The following is a 16,737-nucleotide window of genomic DNA, read 5'->3' on the forward strand; positions in this document are numbered from 1 at the left end:
GTGGTTGTTGGTATTGGTTGAGCATGCCGCCGATACGGCGCGCAGTAATTAAGACAGCGAGAGCAGCGCTTCAACGTCCAGCTGCGTGAAGTCGTTGACGATCGCGATGACGTTGTCGAATTCGGCGAACGCCTCGGCGGGCAGCGTCGTGGTCAGCACCACGGCGCGCATGCCAGCGCGGCGCGCGGCTTCCACGCCCAGTGGCGCGTCTTCGAACACGATGCAGTGCGCCGGCAGTACGCTGCAGCGCTCGGCGGCCTTGAGAAACACGTCCGGATGCGGTTTGCCGCGCGGGACATCCACGGTGCCGACGACGACGGTATCGAACTTGCGCTGCAGGTCCATTTCGTCGAGGATGAAACGGGCACTGCCTGGCGACGCCGACGTGGCCACCGCCAGGGCCCAGCCCTGTTCGCGCGCGCGGTCGATGAAGGCGTCGAAGCCGTCGATCGTGCGCCGGTGCGGACCATACAGCTCGCGGTACAGCACTTCCTTTTCGTGGTTCAGCGTGGCCAGCGCATCGTCGTCCAGCTCTGTACCCAGATAGTGGCGCAGGATTTCCTTGCCCTGACGGCCGGCCGTGTCGCGAAAGAACGCATCGGGCTCGATGGTTTGCCCCCGCCGCGCAAAGAACGTGATCCACGCGCGGGTGTGGAAGTCCATATTGTCGACGATGGTGCCATCCATGTCGAAGATCAGTGCGCGGGCGGGTGTCGTCATGCGGGGTAAGCCTTTATACGTTTTGCTTCAGGGACGCCGAGATGAAATCATCGAGGTCGCCATCCAGGACGTTCTTGGTGTTGCCGGTCTCGAAGCCGGTACGCAAATCCTTGATGCGCGACTGGTCCAGCACGTACGAGCGGATCTGGTGGCCCCAGCCGACGTCGGTCTTGGAGTCTTCGAGCTTCTGCTGCTCGCTCATGCGGTTGCGCAGTTCGAGCTCGTACAGCTTGGCGCGCAGCATGTCCCAGGCTTCGGCCTTGTTGCGGTGCTGCGAGCGGTCGTTCTGGCACTGGACCACGATGCCCGACGGGCCGTGCGTCAGGCGCACTGCGGAGTCGGTCTTGTTGATGTGCTGACCACCGGCGCCGGACGCGCGGTACGTATCGATGCGCACGTCGGCCGGATTGATTTCGATCTCGATCGAATCGTCGACCTCGGGGTACACGAACAGCGACGTGAACGACGTGTGGCGGCCGTTGGCCGAGTCGAACGGCGACTTGCGCACGAGGCGGTGCACGCCGGTTTCGGTGCGCAGGTGGCCATACGCGTACTCGCCGTCGACCTTGATCGTGGCGGTCTTGATGCCCGCGACTTCACCGTCGGACTGCTCGAGAATCTCGGCCTTGAAGCCCTTGCGTTCGCAGTAGCGCAGGTATTGACGCAGCAGCATCGAGGCCCAGTCCTGCGCCTCGGTGCCGCCGGCGCCGGCCTGGATGTCGATGAAGCAGCTCGCGTGGTCCATCGGATTGGAAAACATCCGGCGGAATTCCATGGCTTCGATGATCTTCTGGATCGCCTCGACGTCGCCCGCGACGGCTTCCATCGTGTCTTCGTCGCCTTCTTCGCGCGCCATCTGGAACAGGTCCAGTGCGTCGGCGAGATCGGCCTTGGCTTTCTCGAGTGTCAGCACGACGCCCTCGAGCGCCTTCTTTTCTTTGCCCATTTCCTGGGCGCGCTTCTGGTCGTTCCAGATGGCCGGGTCTTCCAGCTCCTGGTTGACCTGTTCTAGTTTCTCTGACTTCTTATCGAAGTCAAAGATACCTCCGAAGTTCGGCCTCACGACCCGTCAGGTCGTTCAGCAGGGCGGAAATGGCGTTGATGCGTTCGGCTTCCATGATATCGGCAGTCTCAATGTGGGTTGAATCGAACCGGGGATTATACCCGAGGCGTATGCTGCTGCGGCGGTATGGCTTGCCCAGTCGCAGGGCAAGGGGTACCATCGCGCGGTCTTGTTACCCGGATTACCCATGAACCGCTCCCTGCGTTACCAGATCAGCACCGCGCTTGTCGCCACCTTTACCCCGTTGCTCCTCAATGCTCCCGCCTATGCGGCCAAAGCACCGGCCGGCGCCACCGCCGTGCTGGCCGTGCTGGAAACGTCCGACCTGCACGCCAACGTCGTCGGCTACGACTACTACAAACTGGCCGCCGAGCCGTCGATCGGCGTCGACCGCACCGCCACGCTGATCAAGGCCGCGCGCAAGGAATTTGCCAACACGCTCCTGCTCGACAATGGCGACACGATCCAGGGCACGGCGTTTGCCGATTACCAGGCACTGGTCAAACCGCCCGCCTGCAACGAGGTGCTGGGCATTTACAAGATCATGAATGCGCTGGGTTACGAAGGCGGCACGGTCGGCAATCACGAATTCAACTACGGCCTGCCGTTCCTGAACCGGATCACGGGCAGCCAGTTTCAGGTCAAGGGCGTCGACAAGGGCGCGCGCTGCGCCGGGCCGGCGTTCCCGATCGTGCTGGCCAATCTGAACAGCCTGCAGACCAAGGCGCCGCTGTTTGCGCCATACCGCATCATCGACAAGAAGATCACGGCGCGCGGGCCCGATGGCAAGCCGGTCGAGACGCTGGTGAAGGTCGGCATCATCGGCTTCACGCCGCCCGAGATCATGGCCTGGGACAAGCGCTGGCTGGAAGGCCGCGTGGCCACCGCTGGCGTGCGCGAAACGGCCGAAAAATACATCCCGGAGATGCGCAAGAAAGGCGCGCAGCTGATCGTGGCGCTGTCGCACGGTGGCCTGGATGACGCGCCATATTCGCCAGCCATGGAAAACGCCAACTGGCACCTGGCCAAGGTGCCTGGCATCGACGTCATGCTGATGGGGCACGCACACCAGCTGTTCCCGAACGCCGACAGCACGGTCCCGCAATTCAACCTGCCGGGCGTGGACAAGGTGCGCGGTCTGGTGCACGGCGTGCCGACCGTGATGCCGAGCCAGTGGGGCAAGCATCTGGGCGTGGTCCAGCTGCACCTGACCTATGACGGCAAGACCTGGGCGGTCGACAAGGACAAGACCGTCGTGCAGGCGCGCGCCACGCAGACGGGCGCCAGGACCTTTGTCGAACCGGATCCGGAAGTGGCCGCCCTGGTGCGCGCCGAGCACGAAGCGACGATCGCCTACGTGAAGACGCCGGTGGGGCGCTCGGCGTTTCGCATGACGAGTTATTTTGCTGACGTGGGCGACCCGTCGGCGCTCGAAGTCGTGAACCGCGCGCAGGCCGAGTACGTGAGCAATTACGTCAAGACCAATCTGCCGCAGTACGCCGGCGTGCCGGTGCTGTCGGTGTCGGCGCCGTTCAAGGCGGGTTTTCCGAGCGTGGCGGATTACACCGACGTCCCGGCGGGCGATCTGGCGCTGAACAACGCGGCCGACCTGTATCTGTTCCCGAACTCGCTGTATGCGGTGAAGGTGGATGGCGCGGGCCTGAAGGCGTGGCTGGAGACGGCGGCGCAGCGCTTCAACAGGATCGACCCGGCGCTGGCCGCGCCGCAGGAACTGATCAACACGCGCTTTCCGAGTTTTAACTTCGACACGATCACGTCGAAGGATGTCAGCTACGAGATCGACGTGACGAAAAAGCCGGGCGAGCGCATCGTGAACCTGACGTATCTGGGCAAACCGGTGGCGCCGACGCAGGTATTCCTGGTCGCGACCAACAACTACCGCGCCAGTGGCGGCGGCGGCTTCCCGGGGCTCGATGGCAGCAATATCGTCCTCGCGTCGCCGGACAACAACCGCGACATCCTGATCGCGCACATCCGCGCGGCGAAAGAACTGACGCGCGCATCGCATGGCGCGGCGCGCAGCTGGCGCTTTGCGCGGGTCGAGACGGAGGGGCCGGTGGTGTTTCATTCGGCGCCAGGCCTGGAGGGGCTGGCGCGCGAGGCAGGGCTGGGCACTGTCAGCCAGGTGAAGGCCGACGATGGCAGTGGCAAGGGGACGGCGTTGTACGCGGTGGATCTGTCGAAGTAAGCCTTCGTACTCTGATAAATGCCGGCCCTGGGCCGGCATTGCTATTTAGTGCACCGGCTTCTTTTCGTCCTGCACCAGTACGAACGGGCTCACGACCGACGCCCACAGCAGCGCACCCGTTTCCAGCCAGGCTTGTGCCTGCGCGTCGCTGACCTTGGCCACCTGGCCATCGCCCATCCAGCGCGTGATGCTGTCACGGTCGTCGTGCGCGATGCGCAGCGCGACATCGATCAGGTCCAGTGTGCTTGATACCCACACCACGCTGCCGCTGGCAAAGTGGCGTTGCAGCTCGCTCCATGCGACGCGGCCGGTTTCGCGGTTGATCTTGTCGTGCAGTTCGGTGTCGTTCTCGGGTTTGGTCTTCATGTGCATGGTCATCTGGTCAAAGAATCTCGACCGCAGGTTGCGGCGAACCCGCCCATGTTAACCGATAGGTGTGCGCCTTGCGCACGTTGCCCACCAGCGCCGGGCGGAAGCACGCTAGGCAGGTACCGCCGGGATGGCGCACGCTGGGAAAAATCACGCCAAGCGAGCCGGCGCCCAGCAACTCGTTGGCCAGTGCCTGTGACGCGACATAGCTGGTTGGGTCGAGGCAGTCTTCATACGCGGCGATCCCGCGCAGATCGTGGAAGGTTGCGCTGAAGTCGGCCAGCAGGCACTGGTAGCTGACGCTGTCGTCGAAACGGTTAATTTCGGCGTATTCGACGGTCTTGTGGAAGATGACTTCGGCCAGCGACGTGGCGGCGTCGAAGCCGCAGTACCAGGCGCCGCGCTCGCCGTCGTTGAAACGGCTGCCTTCCGGGCGTGCATAGGTGAACGCGGCATTGATGATGCGAAAGTTCGGCACGCCGAAGACCAGTTCGTCCATGCCGATGCCGGGCGCCTGCCCCGATTCGGCGCGCAGGCGTTCATTGGTGGCGTTATCGAGGTCGAACAGGTCGCGCAGTGCGTCGTCGCTGTCGGCCAGGGGCGCAAGCACGGAGTCTTCGAGATCGGCGAAGCGCGACGGGATCAGGCGGCAGGTATCGAGCTGGCGCAGCAGCGTCAGCCGTGGTGTGACGTGCGAGCTCACAGGCCGCCGCGCCTGGCGTCGAGCAGCTTGCGCACCGTCTGCATCGCCAGCAGGCCGCCGGCCTGCATGAACGCGAGCGGCGTGCGGCCGGCAAAAATCGGATTGGTGTTGGGCAGGCGCACCCATTCATCGGCGAGCTTGTCGCCATACAGGATGTGCAGGCTTTTGTAGATGCCGAGAAGGTACGAGATGCGCGTGATGCGGTCGACTTCGAGCACCCGGTCAGGGTTTTTCTTCCAGTCGTAGAACGACGACGACGACAAACCGCCAAGCAGTTCGCGCGCATCGTCGTCGCGCAGGCCCCAGGCGACAGCGAGCCGGAAGAAGCCGGTCAGGGCCGAGCGCGACAAACGCTCGCGCTCGGCCTTCGACGTCAGGTCGACCAGCGTTGCCGGCTCAAACCGGCTCTTGGGATAGGCATAGGCCAGGCTCATGATTCCTCCGATGTTGGAGTATTTATACTCCAATTCTGGAATCATCGCAAGCCTTGCCTGCCAAGCGCGCGCGGTGTGGCGTCAGTCGGCGCCGACTGCAGTGACGATGGCGCCAGCACCGGCGCTGAGCATCCAGCCGGTCATCAACAGATAGAACATCAGCAGCGTGAACAGCACCGAGACGCGGCGGGCATCCAGGCCGGCAAACAGCGGCTTCTTGTCGTAGGCAACACCGACGAAATAGGCACCGAACACGGTCGCCAGATAGTGCACGGCGCCAAACGTTTCACCCAGCTCACCCTTGCGCGGATGGTCGATCAGCAGATGCGACAGGATCACCAGCACCAGGTATGGGATCGAGGCAGCCAGCGGCGGCAGATACAGACCGAAGCGCTCGACGAAGGTACGAACCGCCGGCCGCTTGCGCGCCAGCAGCGGCAGGAACAGGTTGTGGATCAGGCCCGTGATCAGGATGATCTTGAGCAGCACGGCCTTGTGCAGGCTTTCCTTGCCGAAGCCCAGATTGTGCAGATTGGTTTCGGCCTGGCGGTTATTCTGCACGAAAAATTCGGGCGACTGGATCTGCAGGATGCGCTGGAACCAGCTGATTTCTTCCAGTGCAGCCAGGGCCACCAGGCCCGTCAGGCCAAGCAGTACCAGCACTTCGAGCCGCATCCCGCCGTTCTTCCAGCGGTCGACGGCCACGTAGCCGAGCAAGCCCGCCGTGAGCGAGAAGGCCAGGAACTGCATCCATTCGACGATGCCGTCTTCGACCAGCAGGCGCGACAATTCTTGGGGATTGCCCGACCAGGCCAGCGTCAGTAGCAGGATGAATGCATTGATGATGGTGGCCGAAATAATGACCGGGTGCTTGTACCACTGATGATTGACCACTGTGTTATTGACCACCAACTTGCTCCTTCAGAGACGAAAAATGTTCAGCCGCGAGCGGCTGCAGGGCGGCGCCCGGAACGGGCTCGCCATCGTTTGCCGGGACGCGCCCGGATGTCTGCCGGCCCGCGCGGCGCCGCGCACCGGCCAGCAGCGCAACCAGCGCCCAGCCAAACAGCAGCGGGTCGAGCAACGCGTCCCACAGGTTACCGGTCGGCAGGCGCAGCACCGAGAACAGGACGACGGCGCCAAGGACTGCTGTGGCATGGCCCCGCGCATGCGTCAACATGATCGCCGCCGCGCACGCGACGGCCAGCACTATCGCTGCCAGCGGCGCCAAGACGCCGCCGAAGCCGGCGTAATAGTAGCCGCTCGTGAGCACGCCGAGCGCGTCGAGATACAGCAGGATACCGGCGCCGGCAAGCACGCCGGCCAGCGCCTGCGGCATGGCCGGGCTGCGGCGCAGGCCGTTCCAGCGCTGCGTCAGGTGCAGCAGGCAGCAGCCCACCAGCAGTCCGCTCGGATATTGGAACGCGAGGCCCAGGTACCAGGCTGGCGACAGGTTGCCCGGCAGGGCCATCAAGACCAGCGCACCGGCCACGATGGCGGCCAGCGTGGCGCGCGGCATTGGCGCCGCGCGGCGCCACAGGGCGCAGACCACGGTGGCGGCAACGATCGCCCAGCTTATGCGGCCGTACACGATCTGGCTTGCTAGATCCGGCAGTATCATCAGGTCGTGCCTTCCGGTTGGATGCGGTAGCGATGGTGGGCAATCGCCTGCCGTTGCCAGGTATAGGTAATGTGGAGCTCGTCGCCGACCTGCTGCATCGATGGATACGAAAATTCGTCGCCGGCCGGGCCTTTGGCGATATCGGCGATCGTGCGCCAGGTGCGCATGTCGTTCGAGATCGACAGGCGCAGGATGCTGCGCGCAGACGCGCCGCCTTCGACGTGATTATGCAGCATCAGGAACTGGCCGCTGGTCAGGCGTATGGCAGCGACCGACGTGCTGTAGTTGGGAAGGTTGAGCGCCGGCAGGTCTTGCCAGGTGGCCCCGCCATCCACGCTTGCCGCGTGCTGCACCAGTTGCTGCTCGCTGTCGTCGCGCATGACGGCGCGCACTTCGTGCTTTGATACAGCAACCAGGGCCGGCTGCAGGGTCGACGTACTGTTGCCGATGCGCGCCAGACTGGTCGGGTTGCCATCGGCGTCGAACGCCATCAGCATCGGGTACTTGTTACCGATCTCGAAGTAAACGGGAAGCCACCAGCCGCCGTCGCTCAGCGCCAGCGGCGCGGTGCGCACCAGCGCGCTGGTATTGAACAGGGGCGAGGTCGGCAGGATGCGGCGTACGTGGAAGTGCTTGCCCTGATCCTGCGAAACCAGGTGGGCGATGCGCGCCGCGGCCCAGCCGCCCAGGCCGGTGGCCACGACGTACAGATGGATCCTGCCGGCGCGGTCGGTCCAGGCGACCGGGTTGCCGATGCGGCGCACGCCGAAGCCCAGTTCGGCGCCCAGCGACTCGCGACTGACGACCATCGATGGCGCAGACCAGGCGCCATTGGCCCAGGTCGAGGCAAAGACCTTGACGTCCGGACCGCTCTCGCGGCTGCCGGCCCACCAGAATGCGAGCATGCGGTTGCCGGGCAAGCCGGCAAGCGTGCTGGCGTGGGCCGATGGCATGCCGCGCGGCGCGGGAATATGCGCATGCGACAGTTCGGTGAGCGTCACGCGGCCAGGGTTGCTCGTGGTCAGGCTGGGCACGGCGCCTGCCGTTGCGGTGGCGCGATGCGCGGCGCGCCAGCGCAGTGCCTCCGCCGCGATGACAAGCACGGCGAGCAGCAGACAGCCGAACAGGATCGCATGATGCCTGGACGGCCGGGTGATCGCGGGATTCTCCATTCGATTCCAGTAGAGGAACCCGGCAAGTGCATTGCGCACGGGGTTCGGGCATTGAGTTTCCCATCGATCAAGACCTGCCCATGTCGCGGACGTCGGCCTGGCATCGAGATCGGGAAAGGCGCTATCGTACCGGAAAGCCGCGCAAAAGAACATTGGCCGCACCCAAAAGACCTGTCAGTACGGGGCGGGGCGACGGTCAGCTCTGGCGTGCCCGCGCTGACGGCAACCCGGCCTATACTGGCATTTTTCACCGACCGGGCATTGCCGCATGCGCACTTTGATCGCCACCTTTCTGTCGGTTGCCGCCGTTGCGTCTGCACTGCTTGCAACTGGCTGCGCGCACCGCAATCCCTATTACGATGCCGCCAGACCCCATCACCGGGTGGAAGGTTTTGCGAACAATTATCCGGCCAATCCGGCGTACCAGCGGCCCCCGCGCGGCTTCTTCGAGGGCTGGGCGGCGCGCATCAGGAACTGGACCGAGGACGAATCGGTGCGCGCGCCGCTTGCGCCGATCGAGCCGGTGGCGCCCGACCTGGCCTTCATGCATGCCAACCGCAGCGAGGTAGCGCTGACCTGGATCGGGCACGCGACGTTCCTGTTTCAGAGCGGAACCGGTGTGAACATCCTGACCGACCCGGTGTTCGACGATCGTGCTTCGCCGTTACCGTTCGCAGGCCCCAGGCGCCATCAGGCGCCCGGCGTGGCGTTGGCCGACCTGCCGCGCATCGATGTCGTCCTGCTCAGTCACTCGCACTACGATCATCTGTCGAAGGCGTCGCTGCGCGCGCTGTACCGCCAGGCGGGCGGGCCGCCGCTGCTGGTGGCGCCGCTGGGTGTCGACCTCTGGCTCGAGAAAAACGTGACGGGCGGCGACCGCTCGCGCATCGTCAAGCTCGACTGGTGGGAAAAGACCGTCTACCGGGGACTGGAACTGCATTTGCTGCCCGTGCATCACTGGTCGGCGCGCTCGCTGTGGGACCGTAACGCGACGCTGTGGGGCGGCTTTGCCGTCACGCGTCCGGGCTTTGCGTTCTTCTTCTCGGGTGACCTGGGTTATTCGAAGGACATCGGCGACATCGCCGCGCGCTTCGGCGGCTTTGACCTGGCGGCGATCGGCATCGGCGCGTACCAACCGCTGTGGTACCGCAATTCGCACGTCAGCCCCGACGAGGCGGTGCGGATCCATCGCGAGCTGCGCGTCAGGCGCAGCGTGGGCATGCATTGGGGGACGTATCCGATGGGGCAGGAGCGCCTCGACCAGGCGCCGCGCGACCTGGCGCTGGCGCGCGCGGCGCAGGGCGTGGCCGACGACGCGTTCTTCGTGATGCAGCACGGTCAGACGTACAGGCCAGCCATCACGCCCTAGGTGGCCGCCGGGGCCGTCAAGCGCATCATGCGCAGCCGTCAGGGTTGGGCGCGCAGGGTCAGCTTGAGAATCTCGCCCGGCTCCCACAGTCGCATGCGCGGTCCCCAGCCGCCCGCACCGCGGCTGACCACCAGTTGCATGGCACCGATGCGGTACCAGCCCACCAGGTAGGGAAACTCGCGCTTGGCCAGATAAGCGAAAGGCCAGACCTGACCGCCGTGCGTGTGCCCGGAGAGCATCAGGTCGATATCCTTGTGCGCGGCGCGCTCGATCAGTATCGGGTCAGGGATGTGCGCGAGCAGGATCGTCGCGCCGTCCAGCCGCTTGGGGAGCATGCGTTCGAGGCCGGTAGTGATGTCGCGCTTTCCGCGTCGCGCGCGCCCGATGTCGTCCAGGCCCGCCAGGTGCAGGCCCGGTGCGATTTCGACCTGCTGGTCGCGCAACCACCGGACGCCGCCGGCGGCGAACTCGTGGATCGTACCGCCGGCGTCGCCGTAGTATTCATGGTTGCCGGTGATGGCCCAGACGCCCATCGCCGGCCGCAGGCGTTGAAGGACCGGCGCGAGCAGGTCGTCGTTGATCGGCTCGTCTTCGACCTGGTCGCCCAGCATCACGACAACGTCTGGAGCCAGTGCATTGATCTGGTCGACCCGTTCGCCGAGCCACTTCGCGCGGCGCTGGGCCCCGAGGTGCGTATCGCTGATCGCCACCATCACGGTGCCATCGAGCGCCTTTGGCAGGCCGGGCAGCGTGAGTTCCTGCTCGACGATCGCCGGGGCACGCATCGCCTGGAATATCGCAAAACCGCTGACCGAGACACCGGCAATCGCGCCCAGTGCCAGCATGCGCGGCGCCCAGGTACGCAGCCAGAAGCCGAAGCCGGTGATGATGTCGGCCAGCAGCAGGTACTGGGTCATGCAGAACAGCACGCCAAGCCAGGTCATCGAAAACTGCCCCGGCCACCAGCGCCAGTCAAGCGCCGCATCGCCGAGCTGCACGCCCCATAGATACACCGCCCACAGCACCACGGCGCCCACCCACCAGACCCGCGCCGGCACGCGTGCACGAACCGGTCCCAGCGCATACAGGCGATGCGCCACGTAAAAATGCATCAGTGAGCCGAGAAAATTGATAATGATCGAAAACATGCATGCTCCCGCCAGCAGCCAGCCAGCGTGTAGGGAATGAGGGGGGCAACGGACAAACCGGCCCATCATAGCGAACACGAAAAGATCATGTCGCCTGTAAGTATCCCGCCCGCAAACAGTTATCAAACAATTCGACTCTGACCCTAATTGTTAGGCAGGCTCTGCAGCAAACGTAACAATTAGGGTCAGAGTCGAATTATTGGGCAATTGCCTCAATTCGAGCGACCTGCAATTGGGGTCAGAGTCGAATTATTTTGCAATTGCTCAGGGGCTTAGCCTGCACTGTAACAATTAGGGTCAGAGTCGAATTATTGGGCAATTGCTCAGGGGCTTGGCCTGCACTGTCAGGCGGATTCGGCGTGCTCGACCAGGAGCTGGACTTTGGTGACGCCGTTGTACTCGTTGGCGTCGAGGCGGAAGGCGACGCGGGCGCGGTCGTTCAGGCTGTCGGTGTGGCCGAACCAGATGGCGTCGTAGCGGCGGCCGTTCTTTTCCAGCTGCAGCTTCAGGTGGCGCTCTTTGAGGATGCGCTGGCTGACGACGCGGAATTCGTCGCAGAAGACGGGCGGCGCAAAGCCCTGGCCCCAGACCTGACCGTCCATCAGTTCGATGAACTGGGTCGAGTAGAACTCGTCCTCGAGCGGACCATCGGTTTCGATGATGCGCTCGAGCTGCGCTTCGGTCAGCCATGCCTGGCCGACGGCTTCGAACGCCTGGCAGAAGGTGTCGAAATTGTCGTGACGCAGCGAGAGGCCGGCGGCCATGGCGTGGCCGCCGAACTTGTCGATCAGGCCCGGTACGCGCTTGGACACCAGGTCCAGCGCGTCGCGCAAATGGAAGCCCGGAATCGAGCGGCCCGAGCCCTTGATCATGCCGTCGCCGGCTGGCGCGAAGGTGAATGTCGGGCGGTAGAATTTTTCTTTCAGGCGTGAGGCGACGATGCCGATCACGCCCTGGTGCCAGCCTGCGTCGAACACGGTGATCGTGCTGGCGCCGGTCGGCTCGAACGTGTCCAGATGCAGCAGCGCGGTGTCCTGCATCTCGGCTTCGATTTCGCGGCGCTTGAGGTTGATTTCGTTCAGTTGCTGGGCAATGGCCCAGGCGCGGCCTTCGTCGTCGGTGGTCAGGCATTCGATGCCGAGCGCCATGTCCTGCAGGCGGCCAGCAGCATTCAGGCGCGGGCCGACAGCAAAGCCCAGGTCGAACGGCGTGGCGCAGCGCGCTTCACGCCCGGCCACCCGGAACAGCGCCGCCACACCGGCATGCATGCGGCCCGCGCGCATGCGCTTCAAGCCCTGTGCGACGAGGATGCGGTTGTTGGCGTCGAGCTTGACGACGTCGGCCACCGTGCCCAGCGCAACCAGGTCGAGCAGGCTGTCGAGCTTGGGCTGCGTTTGCGCGTCGAATACACCGCGCCGGCGCAATTCGGCGCGCAGGGCCAGCAGCACGTAGAACACCACGCCCACGCCGGCCAGGTTCTTGCTCGGGAAGCCGCACTCGGGCTGGTTCGGGTTGACGATCACGCGCGCTGCCGGCAGCACGTCGCCCGGCAAGTGGTGGTCGGTAACGACGACGTCGATGCCCAGCTGATTGGCTGCCAGCACGCCGTCGACGCTGGCGATGCCGTTGTCGACCGTGACGATGATGTCGGGCGCCTTTTCGCGCGCCGTAAGTGCGACGATTTCTGGCGTGAGGCCATAGCCGTATTCGAAGCGGTTCGGGACGATGTAGTCGACCTGCGCGCCCATCGCACGCAGCCCACGAAGGGCAACGGCGCAGGCCGTGGCGCCGTCGCAATCGTAATCGGCCACGATCGTCATGCGCTTGCCGGCGCCGATGGCGTCGGCCAGGAACGCGGCGGCGGCATCGATGTGCTTCAGTCCGGACGGTGGCGACAGCGCTGCCAGTTCGCTCGAGAGTTCACGCGCATCGAGCAGGCCGCGCGACGCGTAGATGCGGGCCAGCACGGGGTGCACGCCATCCTGGCGCAGCAGTTCAGAGGTGCGGAACGGGCAGGGACGTGTAGAAAGTCGGGTCTTCAGGGTCAATGTCTATCTCGGTCGGGTTATTTCAGTGCGCTCACCAGTGTTCTCACTTCAGTGCGTCGAGTGTCGGGCTGCGCCAGAATTTGCGCTGCGCCAGCGCGCCCGTCGTCGTCTCGAGCAGGCCTTCGCGGCTGCTCAGCACCAGCGTCAGCTTGCTCACGCGGCCCGCCTTCACGGCCGCCAGCAGCGGCGCGAACAGCATCTCTTCGAGCTGTCCCATCACCTGCAGCCAGACGCCCCAGTCGGCGGCCTGCGCCGCTTCGGCCAGCGTGCCGACCACCAGCGTGCGGTCGGTCGACAGCAGATCGGCTAATCGGTCGAGGGTGTCGAGCCGTTGATCGCCGAGCGCGCCCAGCCAGCCCGGCACGGCAACACTGGCCAGCGGCTGCATCAAGGCGGGCGCCGTCCGGCCCGCACCCCAGACCCAGAACGCGTTCACGATCGGCAGGCGCCGCGTTTCGCGCGCGGTGTTCACCGGATGCGCATGCCACGCCATCTGCACTTCGTTCTGCAGGCGCCGATAAGCCAGCGCCGGCTGCCCCTTCGGCATGAAATCCGTCAGGTCCATATTGACGACCGTGTCGGGCGTGGCGGTCTCGAAACCGGTCCAGTCGTCCGCGCGCAAAAACCACGTCTGCGCGTCGCCGTAGCGCAGCGCATGGCCAATGCTTTCGCAGAGTTCAGCCGCCGTGGCGAACAGTGCGCGGCTGTCGGCATCGTCAAGCGGTACCTGGCGCGTATCGGCCATCGTCAGATGCGTGCGGGCGATCTGGATATGGCCGGGGGACACGATGTACCAGTTGCCGCCATCGGATTCCAGCCCGAAGCCGCGCATGGCGGCAACGGCCACGTCGACCCGGCCCGCAGCGCCCAGGCCAAGCGCGCGCGCCAGCCAGGTTTCATGGGGCAGGGCGTGGGTATGTTCGGCCGTGCGCGTGCGCGTGGCGCTCGAGGTACGCGAGAGCAGCTGCGCCAGCGCCGGCGTGTTCATCGCACGGATCAGGTCGGGAGCAAATTCGGGAAGCGGCAGAGCGAACGGCAGGACGAGCGTAATATGAGCCATCCCGCTATTCTAGGGCAAATCGCCACCACCAGCGGCGTGCCACCCCGATTCTTCACCCGCATGCTCGCTGGAATGCTCTAGTGGGTTTTTGATAATTGCGCCACAATCCCGGTTTGTCTGGCAAACTGCCGGGCTGATGCAGCCCGGCGCTGCGCCATCAATACACAAGAACACAGCGAAACACAGCGGATCGGTCGACACGGACAGCATGAGCATCACCCACAAACTCCCCTACGAATGGCAGATCGGCCTGCGCTACACGCGCGCCGGCAAGCGCAGCGGCCGCAACAGCTTCATCTCCTTCATTTCGATGGCCTCGGTAGCCGGCATCGCCCTCGGCGTGGCCGCGCTGATCGTCGTTCTCTCAGTGATGAACGGCTTCCAGAAGGAAGTCACCAACCGCATGCTGTCGATGCTGGCGCACGTCGAGATTTTCGACAGTCGCGGCGCGCTGCCCGACTGGCGCGCCACCAGCCTGCAGGCGCTGCGCAACCCGGAAGTCAAGGCCGCCGCGCCGTTTATCGACGCGCAATCGATGCTGCTGGTCGATGGCGTCATGAAGCCCGCGCTGCTGCGCGGCGTGGCGCCCGTCGAAGAAGCGCAGGTATCGGACATCACGCGCCAGATGAAGGCCGGCAGCTTCGCATCGCTGCGCGCCGGCTCGTTCAATGTGGTGCTGGGCCGCGCGCTGGCCAAATCCTTGGGTGTCGACGTGGGAGACCGCGTCACGCTGCTCGTGGCCAGCAGTGGCATCCTGGGCGGTGCCAGCACGCCGGGCGAGAACCCGCTGCCGCGCACGCGGGCGCTGACCGTGTCCGGCATTTTCGAGGCCGGCCATTTCGAGTTCGACTCCACGCTCGCCCTGATCAATATCGACGACGCCCAGGTGGCCACGGGCGCGACGGCCCCGGCGGGCATCCGCCTGCGCCTGCAAGACCTGCACCAGGCGCCGCGCGTGGCCTACGAATTGCAGCGCTCGATGCCGGGCGAGTTGATCATGCGCGACTGGACCAAGGTCAACACCGTCTGGTTCGCGGCCGTGCAATCGCAGAAAAACATGATGTTCATTATTCTGACGATGATCGTGGCGGTGGCCGCGTTCAATCTCGTCTCGACGCTCGTCATGACCGTCAAGGACAAGCAGTCCGACATCGCCATCCTGCGTACGCTGGGCGCCTCGCCGCGCGCGATCATGAAAATCTTCATGGTGCAGGGTACGCTGGTCGGTCTGCTGGGCGGCCTGCTCGGCGTGGGCCTGGGTGTGCTGGTGGCGCTCAATGTCGATGTCATCGTGCCGGCCATTGAGCGCATCTCGGGTGTGCACTTCCTGTCGCAAGAGGTCTACCTGATCAGCGAGATGCCGTCCGAACTGCTGTGGGCCGACGTCGGCTGGATCGGCGGCGTGGCCGTGCTGCTGTCGTTCCTGGCCACGATCTACCCAAGCTGGGCCGCCTCGCGCGTGAAACCGGCAGAGGCACTGCGCTATGAGTAACCGCGCCTGTGTCGTTTGCCCCGATTCCAATCTGAAGCACGAAAATTCATGAGCATCATCCACAAACTGCCTTACGAGTGGCAGGTCGGCCTGCGCTACACGCGCGCCGGCAAGAGCAGCGGTCGTAGCAGCTTCATTTCGTTCATCTCGCTCATTTCCGTGGCCGGCATCGCGCTCGGCGTGGCGGCGCTGATCATTGTGCTGTCGGTGATGAACGGCTTCCAGAAGCAGGTCACCGACCGCATGCTGTCGGTGCTGGCCCACATCGAAGTGTTCGATGCCTCCGGCAGCATGCCCGATTGGCAGGCCAGGGCAAAGGAAGCGGCGCAGAATCCGGCGGTACTGGGTTCGGCCCCGTTCGTCGAAACCCAGGGCTTGCTGGTGCGCGACGGGATCATGCGTCCGTCGATCGTGCGCGGCGTGCTGCCGGGCGTGGAAGACAATGTGTCGACGGTGGCGAAGCAGATCCGCGCCGGCAGCTTCGATGCCTTGAAGCCCGGCAGCTTCAATATCGTGCTCGGTTATGCGCTGGCGCGTGCGCTGGGCGTCAGTATGGGCGACAAGGTCACAATGGTCCTGGCTCAAGGCCAGGTCACGCCGGCCGGCATGGTGCCGCGCACGCGCAGCTTCACGGTGGCCGGCATCTTCGAGGCCGGGCATTTTGACTTCGATGCGGCGCTGTCGTTCGTGCACATCGAGGATGCGCAGCGCCTCGAGCGCCAGCAGGCGCCATCGGGCCTGCGCCTGCGCATCGCCAATATGCGCGAAGCGCCGCAGGTCGCAGCCGAATTGAAGGCCTCGATGAAGGGCGACCTGGTCGTGCGCGACTGGCCCAAGCTCAACGCCAACTGGTACGCTGCGGTGCAGACCGAAAAAAAGATGATGTTCATTATTCTGACGCTCATCATCGCGGTGGCCGCCTTCAACCTGGTCTCGAGCCTGGTGATGACGGTGACCGAGAAGCAGGCCGACATCGCGATCCTGCGCACGCTGGGCGCGTCGCCCGGTTCGATCATGAAAATCTTTATGGTGCAGGGCGCCGTCGTCGGTGTGCTGGGCACGCTCGCGGGCGTGGCCATGGGTGTGGGCGTGAGCAAGAACATCGGTGTCATCGTCCCGTTCATCGAACGCGTGCTGGGCGTCGAGTTCTTGTCCAAGGATATCTATTTGATCAGTACCGTGCCGTCCGAGCTGTACACGCCGGACGTCGTCACCATCGGCATCGTGTCGGTGGTGCTGGCCTTTGCGGCCACGATCTACCCAAGCTGGGCTGCCTCGCGCGTGAAGCCGGCGGAGGCGCTGCGCTATGAATAATGTGAAGAACAATGC

General features: G+C 64.7%; 15 protein-coding genes. 4 read left to right on the forward strand and 11 right to left on the reverse strand.

All coding sequences use genetic code 11. The features are described from left to right. Positions 1 to 48: 48 nt before the first annotated feature. Entirely contained in the window at positions 49 to 720 is a 672-nt protein-coding gene (locus AC56LY_RS07125) for an HAD family hydrolase (RefSeq protein ID WP_499577841.1), read from the reverse strand. Positions 721 to 733: 13 nt separating this feature from the next. Continuing rightward, a protein-coding gene (prfB, locus tag AC56LY_RS07130) for a peptide chain release factor 2 (RefSeq protein ID WP_258837984.1) occupies positions 734 to 1,838 on the reverse strand; the annotation gives its coding sequence in 2 pieces (ribosomal slippage) (positions 734 to 1,756 and positions 1,758 to 1,838; 1,104 coding nt in all). A 132-nt stretch (positions 1,839 to 1,970) separates the two neighbouring features. Here prfB and AC56LY_RS07135 point away from each other — a divergent pair. After that, positions 1,971 to 3,992: a bifunctional 2',3'-cyclic-nucleotide 2'-phosphodiesterase/3'-nucleotidase gene (locus AC56LY_RS07135; protein ID WP_499577845.1), complete on the forward strand. Its 2,022-nt coding sequence runs from the start codon at positions 1,971 to 1,973 to the stop codon at positions 3,990 to 3,992. 45 nt (positions 3,993 to 4,037) lie between these two features. Here the strand turns inward: AC56LY_RS07135 and AC56LY_RS07140 are convergent, their stop codons facing one another. The 6 genes from AC56LY_RS07140 to AC56LY_RS07165 form a co-directional block, all read right to left on the reverse strand. After that, complete coding sequence (locus AC56LY_RS07140; RefSeq protein ID WP_499577848.1) at positions 4,038 to 4,358, reverse strand: DUF2288 domain-containing protein; 321 nt, start codon at positions 4,356 to 4,358, stop codon at positions 4,038 to 4,040. Positions 4,359 to 4,374: 16 nt separating this feature from the next. After that, the gene (locus AC56LY_RS07145; RefSeq protein ID WP_499577851.1) at positions 4,375 to 5,064 is read right to left on the reverse strand and encodes an RES family NAD+ phosphorylase; all 690 of its coding nucleotides are present in this window, start codon (positions 5,062 to 5,064) and stop codon (positions 4,375 to 4,377) included. After that, positions 5,061 to 5,498, reverse strand: a complete 438-nt coding sequence (locus tag AC56LY_RS07150; protein WP_499577855.1) for an MbcA/ParS/Xre antitoxin family protein — start codon at positions 5,496 to 5,498, stop codon at positions 5,061 to 5,063. The genes AC56LY_RS07145 and AC56LY_RS07150 overlap by 4 nt, the downstream gene beginning before the upstream one ends. An 81-nt stretch (positions 5,499 to 5,579) precedes the next feature. Beyond that, positions 5,580 to 6,407 (reverse strand): hypothetical protein, encoded by an 828-nt coding sequence (locus tag AC56LY_RS07155; RefSeq protein ID WP_499577857.1) that lies wholly within the window; start codon positions 6,405 to 6,407, stop codon positions 5,580 to 5,582. Then, positions 6,397 to 7,119 (reverse strand): hypothetical protein, encoded by a 723-nt coding sequence (locus AC56LY_RS07160; protein ID WP_499577859.1) that lies wholly within the window; start codon positions 7,117 to 7,119, stop codon positions 6,397 to 6,399. Before AC56LY_RS07160 ends, AC56LY_RS07155 begins: the two co-directional genes overlap by 11 nt. Further along, positions 7,119 to 8,291 carry a sialidase family protein gene (locus tag AC56LY_RS07165; RefSeq protein WP_499577862.1) on the reverse strand — a complete coding sequence of 391 codons (1,173 nt, stop codon included), beginning with the start codon at positions 8,289 to 8,291 and terminating at the stop codon, positions 7,119 to 7,121. Before AC56LY_RS07165 ends, AC56LY_RS07160 begins: the two co-directional genes overlap by 1 nt. 268 nt (positions 8,292 to 8,559) lie before the next feature. Here AC56LY_RS07165 and AC56LY_RS07170 point away from each other — a divergent pair, with 268 nt between their 5' ends. Beyond that, positions 8,560 to 9,660 (forward strand): MBL fold metallo-hydrolase, encoded by a 1,101-nt coding sequence (locus AC56LY_RS07170; protein ID WP_499577865.1) that lies wholly within the window; start codon positions 8,560 to 8,562, stop codon positions 9,658 to 9,660. A 38-nt stretch (positions 9,661 to 9,698) separates the two neighbouring features. On the opposite strand, the gene AC56LY_RS07175 is transcribed toward AC56LY_RS07170, so the two are convergent. The 3 genes from AC56LY_RS07175 to AC56LY_RS07185 form a co-directional block, all read right to left on the reverse strand. Then, a complete protein-coding gene (locus tag AC56LY_RS07175) occupies positions 9,699 to 10,808 on the reverse strand; it encodes a metallophosphoesterase (protein WP_499577867.1) in 1,110 nt (369 codons plus the stop codon). A 344-nt stretch (positions 10,809 to 11,152) separates the two neighbouring features. After that, the gene (recJ, locus tag AC56LY_RS07180; RefSeq protein WP_499577869.1) at positions 11,153 to 12,856 is read right to left on the reverse strand and encodes a single-stranded-DNA-specific exonuclease RecJ; all 1,704 of its coding nucleotides are present in this window, start codon (positions 12,854 to 12,856) and stop codon (positions 11,153 to 11,155) included. Positions 12,857 to 12,899: 43 nt separating this feature from the next. Then, entirely contained in the window at positions 12,900 to 13,916 is a 1,017-nt protein-coding gene (locus AC56LY_RS07185; protein ID WP_499577871.1) for a hypothetical protein, read from the reverse strand. A gap of 208 nt (positions 13,917 to 14,124) precedes the next feature. Between AC56LY_RS07185 and AC56LY_RS07190 the strand changes: the two genes are divergently transcribed. Then, positions 14,125 to 15,408 (forward strand): lipoprotein-releasing ABC transporter permease subunit, encoded by a 1,284-nt coding sequence (locus AC56LY_RS07190; protein WP_499571649.1) that lies wholly within the window; start codon positions 14,125 to 14,127, stop codon positions 15,406 to 15,408. Between the two features lie 48 nt (positions 15,409 to 15,456). Next, positions 15,457 to 16,722, forward strand: a complete 1,266-nt coding sequence (locus AC56LY_RS07195; RefSeq protein WP_499577875.1) for a lipoprotein-releasing ABC transporter permease subunit — start codon at positions 15,457 to 15,459, stop codon at positions 16,720 to 16,722. Positions 16,723 to 16,737 lie beyond the last annotated feature (15 nt).

The sequence above is a fragment of the Telluria sp. ZT3P25 genome (assembly GCF_059685895.1).

Coding starts and splice junctions, on each gene's coding strand:
- AC56LY_RS07140 (WP_499577848.1), bottom strand. CDS start 4,358: ATGAAGACCAAACCCGAGAACGACACCGAACTGCACGACAAGATCAAC.
- AC56LY_RS07175 (WP_499577867.1), bottom strand. CDS start 10,808: ATGTTTTCGATCATTATCAATTTTCTCGGCTCACTGATGCATTTTTAC.
- AC56LY_RS07165 (WP_499577862.1), bottom strand. CDS start 8,291: ATGGAGAATCCCGCGATCACCCGGCCGTCCAGGCATCATGCGATCCTG.
- AC56LY_RS07160 (WP_499577859.1), bottom strand. CDS start 7,119: ATGATACTGCCGGATCTAGCAAGCCAGATCGTGTACGGCCGCATAAGC.
- AC56LY_RS07125 (WP_499577841.1), bottom strand. CDS start 720: ATGACGACACCCGCCCGCGCACTGATCTTCGACATGGATGGCACCATC.
- AC56LY_RS07170 (WP_499577865.1), top strand. CDS start 8,560: ATGCGCACTTTGATCGCCACCTTTCTGTCGGTTGCCGCCGTTGCGTCT.
- AC56LY_RS07150 (WP_499577855.1), bottom strand. CDS start 5,498: ATGAGCCTGGCCTATGCCTATCCCAAGAGCCGGTTTGAGCCGGCAACG.
- AC56LY_RS07190 (WP_499571649.1), top strand. CDS start 14,125: ATGAGCATCACCCACAAACTCCCCTACGAATGGCAGATCGGCCTGCGC.
- AC56LY_RS07195 (WP_499577875.1), top strand. CDS start 15,457: ATGAGCATCATCCACAAACTGCCTTACGAGTGGCAGGTCGGCCTGCGC.
- AC56LY_RS07135 (WP_499577845.1), top strand. CDS start 1,971: ATGAACCGCTCCCTGCGTTACCAGATCAGCACCGCGCTTGTCGCCACC.
- AC56LY_RS07185 (WP_499577871.1), bottom strand. CDS start 13,916: ATGGCTCATATTACGCTCGTCCTGCCGTTCGCTCTGCCGCTTCCCGAA.